Source organism: uncultured Paraglaciecola sp., assembly GCF_913020055.1.
In the GTDB taxonomy this organism is placed as follows: domain Bacteria; phylum Pseudomonadota; class Gammaproteobacteria; order Enterobacterales; family Alteromonadaceae; genus Paraglaciecola.
Genome location: NZ_CAJWCF010000157.1, coordinates 1 through 6,045, shown reverse-complemented (window position 1 = coordinate 6,045; position 6,045 = coordinate 1). Strand labels below are relative to the sequence as shown.

6 protein-coding genes are annotated in these 6,045 nt (G+C 40.6%); 2 read left to right on the top strand and 4 right to left on the bottom strand.

What is annotated here, in order from left to right; genetic code table 11:
* Window positions 1-96: AlpA family phage regulatory protein (locus tag QZ488_RS20775; RefSeq protein ID WP_293752345.1), on the bottom strand; the 96-nt coding region annotated here is incomplete at its 3' end.
* A gap of 1,012 nt (window positions 97-1,108) precedes the next feature.
* Between QZ488_RS20775 and QZ488_RS20770 the strand changes: the two genes are divergently transcribed.
* The gene (locus QZ488_RS20770) at window positions 1,109-1,408 is read left to right on the top strand and encodes a helix-turn-helix transcriptional regulator (RefSeq protein ID WP_293752343.1); all 300 of its coding nucleotides are present in this window, start codon (window positions 1,109-1,111) and stop codon (window positions 1,406-1,408) included.
* A gap of 2 nt (window positions 1,409-1,410) precedes the next feature.
* Window positions 1,411-2,646 carry a type II toxin-antitoxin system HipA family toxin gene (locus tag QZ488_RS20765; RefSeq protein WP_293752341.1) on the top strand — a complete coding sequence of 412 codons (1,236 nt, stop codon included), beginning with the start codon at window positions 1,411-1,413 and terminating at the stop codon, window positions 2,644-2,646.
* A gap of 682 nt (window positions 2,647-3,328) precedes the next feature.
* Here the strand turns inward: QZ488_RS20765 and elbB are convergent.
* The 3 genes from elbB to QZ488_RS20750 form a co-directional block, all read right to left on the bottom strand.
* Window positions 3,329-3,988: an isoprenoid biosynthesis glyoxalase ElbB gene (gene elbB, locus QZ488_RS20760; protein ID WP_293752339.1), complete on the bottom strand. Its 660-nt coding sequence runs from the start codon at window positions 3,986-3,988 to the stop codon at window positions 3,329-3,331.
* A 103-nt stretch (window positions 3,989-4,091) separates the two neighbouring features.
* The gene (locus QZ488_RS20755; protein WP_293752337.1) at window positions 4,092-4,898 is read right to left on the bottom strand and encodes an AraC family transcriptional regulator; all 807 of its coding nucleotides are present in this window, start codon (window positions 4,896-4,898) and stop codon (window positions 4,092-4,094) included.
* 282 nt (window positions 4,899-5,180) lie between these two features.
* Window positions 5,181-6,045 (bottom strand): acyl carrier protein (locus tag QZ488_RS20750; protein ID WP_293752335.1); only part of this gene is annotated, 865 nt, incomplete at its 5' end.

The following is a 6,045-nucleotide window of genomic DNA, read 5'->3' as shown; positions in this document are numbered from 1 at the left end:
TAAATCAATCTGCTTTGGAAATTTACCCTGAGATATCAGGTTATAGATTGTCGATCTAGACAACCCCGTCTTTTCGATTATTTCTTTCAATCTCATAATACGCATATTTAATTACCCCCACTTTTTCCCCCACTTTCGTAATATCAGGTATGACTATGTATATCCACCCGACGGCCAAACCCAGTGTTTATCATACTTAGGTTTACATAGTCATACTCTGAGCAGGTTCGATTCCCGCCGTCGAATCGAAAGAGTCGCGGCATTTTTATTAGTTGGTTAGAAAAACCATTTTGGCCTTAATGTATAAGTGCTTGAAACGGGTTTCGAGTCCTTTCAAGCTTGCTCACCATAAATGCCTGTTCATTATTAATGAACATCACAATAAGCAAACGAACTAGACTTATTCGTCTTTATCGTCTGGATCAACCAAGTTTTGAGGAGAACCTTCAAAGGTTGTCTCATCAAGCGCTTCTTGAAACTCTTAAGATCTTGGTTTAAAAAGCTCTTCAGACAACTTCTTTGTTTCTTCCAGAATTTTTTGTATTCTTACCGACTCCGTCATAAGTCTCTCACTAAATAATGACAAACACCTTTCTTAGCTGGTTTATTCTGAGAAGAACTATTGCCCACTGCGCTAGCTGTGCGTACCCCAACAAACATAATCATTGAACAGGCTGCGCAAGTTGTTCACTATAAAGCCCTGTTCATTATTAATGTACCAGCCATATAAGTGAACAACATATTTAAACTAGTCTAAGAACTTTGATTTGATCGGCTCTATTTTTGGTCAACCACCATCTCCGAGAAGACCTTGCCACGGGTCTTCAGAAAGACTTTTCTTCTGCTTTATTTGTACTTGTTTCATCTTGCTTTGGATTATATCTAGAGTGTTCAACTATTCCACTCCTTTCAAACTAGTTTAATCGCTATGGATACCTATTGTTTAAACCTAGACTGCCTACTGCAACTCACCCTCCATCCTGACACCTACAATTACCAAACTCTCTACTTATGATAACCACAAGCACCACTAACTTACTTGCAACCCAATCAACTGAGCACTACAATTACCAATACATTTAATTTTGACAAGCATAGTGATCATATAATGCCATCTGAAAAACGTAGTGCTGTCGTATACCCAAAGAGCCAGAAAGCTCTCACGCAACTAGGCGAAAATATTAAACTTGCCTGCAAGCGTCGTAACTATTCTCAGACTCTCATATCTGACCGAACAGGCTTAAGTCGCTTAACAATCCGCAAGATAGAACGTGGTGACCCCAAAGTTTCAATTGGGCATTATATTGCTGTATTAGCCGTATTGGGCTTAGTGGAAGATTTTGCAAAAGTCGCTAGTGATGACGAACTTGGACGTAAGCTTCAAGACATAAAACTAATGGGTAACTAAAAATGAGCGCGGAAGTTTATGTCTATGCAGATTGGGAATATTTTACTGATCCAATGCTTGTAGGAGTATTACGGTCGTCTGTGACCAAGAATAAGGAACATTTTAGTTTCAGCTATGAAAAGGCTTGGCTACACTCTGAAAATGCGCAAAAGATTGATCCAGAGTTACACTTATTTTCAGGCGAACAACACAGCTCAGACGCCAACAATTTTCGAGTATTCCTTGATTCCTGCCCTGATCGTTGGGGTAGACTTCTAATGAAGCGGCGCGAAGCCATTATTGCGCGTCAAGAGGAGCGTAAACCTAAAATATTTCATGAAATTGACTACTTGCTCGGCGTCCATGATCGATATAGACAAGGCGCTTTAAGGTTTAAACTAGACCCTAACGGTGATTTCTTAGATAACGATGAGAGACTTACCGCCCCCCCCATTTCCTCTTTAAAGGAATTGGAGTATGCAGCCTTACAAATAGAGAATAGCAATACTGATGACCCCGAGTATCTAAAGTGGCTATATATGCTCATGTCACCAGGCTCTTCATTAGGTGGCGCTCGCCCCAAAGCAAGCGTTGTCGATGATGAACAGCACCTTTGGATAGCCAAGTTTCCAAGTCGTTATGACGACTATGATATTGCCGCTTGGGAATATGTTGTTTATCAACTAGCACTCAATTCGGGCATTGAAATGTCAGAAAGTAGGATCGAAAAATATAACAGCCATCACCACACCTTTCTGACAAAGCGATTTGATCGCACCCAAAGCAGTCGATTGCATTTCACGTCTGCAATGACGCAACTTGAATATTATGATGGTGACTATGATGCGAGCTATATTGAACTTGCTGAATTTCTTTCCGCACAAGGGTCAAATACGAAAAGCGACCTCGCACAGTTATGGCGAAGAATGGTGTTCAATATTGCCGTATCAAATACGGATGACCACCTAAGGAATCACGGATTTATCTATCACGATGGTGGATGGGTTTTATCCCCAGCTTACGACATTAATCCGGTCACACCTTCAAACGGCCTTCACTTAAACATCACCGATGATGATAATAGCTTAGATTATGAACTTGCTATGGATGTCATCGACTTCTTTAAGTTAAGTGAAACCGAGGCAGAAGCAATAAAGAATGAAGTACTGGCCAATGTTAGCCAATGGAAAACGATTGCTACAGAAATTGGCATTAGTCGTAGCGAGCAGAAGTTAATGGAGCCTGCTTTTAATATTTAAGCATACGAATACTCTAATACAGCATCGCTGAGCAGGAAGCTAAACAGGGAACAGGAAGCTGAACAGCCGCCCATAAAGAACCTGTGCTGACCGACTTATTTCCCTTCGCTTCAACGCTGTCTAGCGGGAGGTTGAAGGGCTTCGGCCAAAGCGACAGATTAAATCAAATAGCAGATAAGGCTAGAAAATTTCTAATGATGCTTTCCAATGTTTACATCCGCTTTTTCGTGCGCTTCAAACTTGGCGGCGATATAAAACAAGCTTATTCCGACCGCAAATGTTGCCACCCATAGCACTGAACTTTCAATAAATAACATCATAAAACTCCCCTCTACCACACGTTTAATGCATGTATAACGGTTTAATAATGGAGTATTGCCTAACTCCCGATACCTATTTAAATTATACAACTTTGTACGATATTTGAATGTTATTTCGGTAATGATATGTTTTTGTTTGTGCGCTTTTATCCTGCTTTTCGTATATCCCCATACCTATAAACCAGCAATCAATCTAAGCGTAAATACAAACAACGTATCATTTTTAAAAGAACGAACACATAGGACGATGAGGCTTATTCGAAATGGACGAGACAAAATACTAGAGGTTTACAATGGGGGCGTTTATTTGAAATAAGGTACATCTACCTAAAAGAAATTAGGCTAGATGTACATTTTCACGATTAAGCGAGTCTTAGAATATTTTTTATTAGCTTTGAAATCCCTGAGTAAACATCTGCTAAGTTTGCATCATCGTCCATATAGGCTGGCGTGGTGACAATTTTATTTGCTTCATCGACGACACATTCAGATGTCTCACAATTTTGGTGCTTAGCGCCAAGCTTTTCTAGCTCACTCGCTATACCTTCATCGGAACCAATGGTTAGAGTAGGACTTTGATCTCCAATTGAAAGCGCAACTAAGGCTGGAGCAATACAGATTGCACCAATTGGTTTGCTCGCCGCTTTAAAGTCTTTTATTTTTACGACCGCTTGCTCGTCAACAGAGCCGCCGCTGCCATCGAAAGCAAATGTACACATATTTTTGGCAACACCAAAGCCTCCTGGCATGACGAGTGCGTCAAATTCAGTTGCATTTAAATTTGCTAAGTCTTCAACATTACCACGTGCAATTCTTGCTGATTCTTCAAGAATATTCCTTGTGGCCCCTGATACCTCTTCACCTGTAAGGTGGTCAACAACATGGTGTTGGTTCTTATTCAGTGCAAAAACTTTATAATTTACGCTTTCTGTATCTAAAGCTAATAACGTTAGAACAGATTCTCTAATTTCGGCACCATCAAGGTAACCACATCCAGACAATATAACCGCTACATTTTTCATAATAAATTCTCCTTCGAATTTTATAGTATCCATCAGCTCTGTATTCATTATGTTAATGCGAATCGCTCTTTGAGGAAATTCCGAAAACCGTCAACTTTTCGCCTTAATCATGCATTCGTGTTTTTCTGAGCTCAGTTGGTGTAATACCAAACAATTGCTTAAATCTATCGGTAAACCGTGATTGAGAATGATACCCACAATACTCTGCAATACGCCCGATCGGTTCGATCGTTGTTTGCACCAAATGAAGACCATGACCTAATTTTGTCCGATCTCTAATCGCTTGAATGCTGGTTCCTTCTGCTTTTAATCTGCGTCGTAATGTCGATTCACTTATAGCGAGCGTTTCAACCAGACGCTCGACGCCACAGTCACCTGAAATATTTTCACTCATAATATCATGTAGCTGGTGACTAAGACTTGGAGGCGCTGCAATCGTACTGACCTGTTCATAGCCTAACTGGAACATAATCTGAAGCAGCTCTTTTTTCCGAAAGTGCCATGCTTCTGACGGGACGAACGTCGACAATTCAATATACTGCTGTAACGTTTTAGCTAGAACAGAATCAATTTCACCTTGAAAATATTTTTTTGATTTATTACGTTTGCGCTTGAACTGGTCGAAATCACTATAGTCAAATTCTATTAATACAGCGAAATACGCTTCGTCATCTGGAATATTTCTCATATCAATCGTAGGACTATTAGATAAAAAAACAAAACTTCCAGCTGGGCATACCAATTCGTTATCTTTACCTAATTTTTTAACGCCGCCGAGTACAAATATCAATAGTGGTTTTATGACCGGAACATTTAAAAGACGCTGCTCTTTGACGGAGGAATAGATTGAAAAAGGTAATTGTTTATTTTCATTTAGCGCTTCTTTCGCTGACTTTATTAGTTCTTGCATAGGTTTACTGTTAATTAGTTGTTTTAAATATGTTTTTATCACTTATAAATAACAGCGACAAGCATTTTTATCCCTATATTAAACACTAATGCCTTTCGATAAATATTACAGCGTTTACTCTTCTATGTTTTTATTACGAATGTACGCCATCATGAATAAAGCTCATAAAAATAGACTAATGCCTAAGCCAAGGCTGCATTACAACATTAAAGCCCTGTCTAAGAAATGGTGTGGTTTCCATGACTTAGACAAGGCTGATCAATGTATTTATTTAGTGCTTGGTCAAGAAGTCTGAAGGACTTCTGCGCTGGTCGATGGCTGCAGCTCCTCCTCACTTACCGCGGCATCGACAATCGATGCAATTTCACGAATGTTATCCGCGGCAATAATCGCTGACACAGGCAATCTAATCTTATGAGCAGTTGTAGAAAACTTGGTCTCAAGTGTATTGGTGAGCTGAACGATACCCAGTGAAGCAAGACCGCACTCCGCTAGATTCCACTCTGGTTTCACTTCTATACCCGTCATTCGCTCCACAATTAGTAATACTTCAGTCGTCGTATCTTTTGCTAACGAACGCGTGTCACTTTTAGTTTTCATTAAACTGACAGAAAAGGTAAAGCCACGTCTAAGTATTGGATCGATCGGTTGAATGATCTTAGCAAAGAGCACAACCAGGCCAACAACATAAAAGTACTCGTACCACTCTACCGGAACGGGTTGAGGACTAAACCAGTAGAAGGACTTCTGATCACTCCACCAGTTCCACCATTCGCCGTTACGCGTAGCCGCGAAATACCACTGCCCAACCATCTGATGAAACAGAAAGCATGCGTACGCGGTCGGCGCAAGGGTCTGCGATATTGTATTGAATCGCAAAACTCTTGCGGTTAGTCCCTGCCCTGTACTAAGAGCAAAAATCCAGAGTAGCGTAATCGGCGCGAATAATCTCGCGTAGATATTATCCCAAATCCGGTTAACTGTTGCAGGGTCTGCATACGTATCAGCAGCCTCAGGACGCATAAAAAATGATTCAAGAGAGGTTTCCGCCACACTTACTCCGTATGGAATATAACCTTGAGCGACATGCGCGACACTAACAGCAAGCATGAAAACAGTGATTGCGTCCGCAACGTAGCCCCATATG

Excerpts from the sequence above, each read along its gene's own strand:
- QZ488_RS20755 (WP_293752337.1), bottom strand. The coding sequence starts at position 4,898 with ATGCAAGAACTAATAAAGTCAGCGAAAGAAGCGCTAAATGAAAATAAA.
- elbB (WP_293752339.1), bottom strand. The coding sequence starts at position 3,988 with ATGAAAAATGTAGCGGTTATATTGTCTGGATGTGGTTACCTTGATGGT.
- QZ488_RS20765 (WP_293752341.1), top strand. The coding sequence starts at position 1,411 with ATGAGCGCGGAAGTTTATGTCTATGCAGATTGGGAATATTTTACTGAT.
- QZ488_RS20770 (WP_293752343.1), top strand. The coding sequence starts at position 1,109 with ATGCCATCTGAAAAACGTAGTGCTGTCGTATACCCAAAGAGCCAGAAA.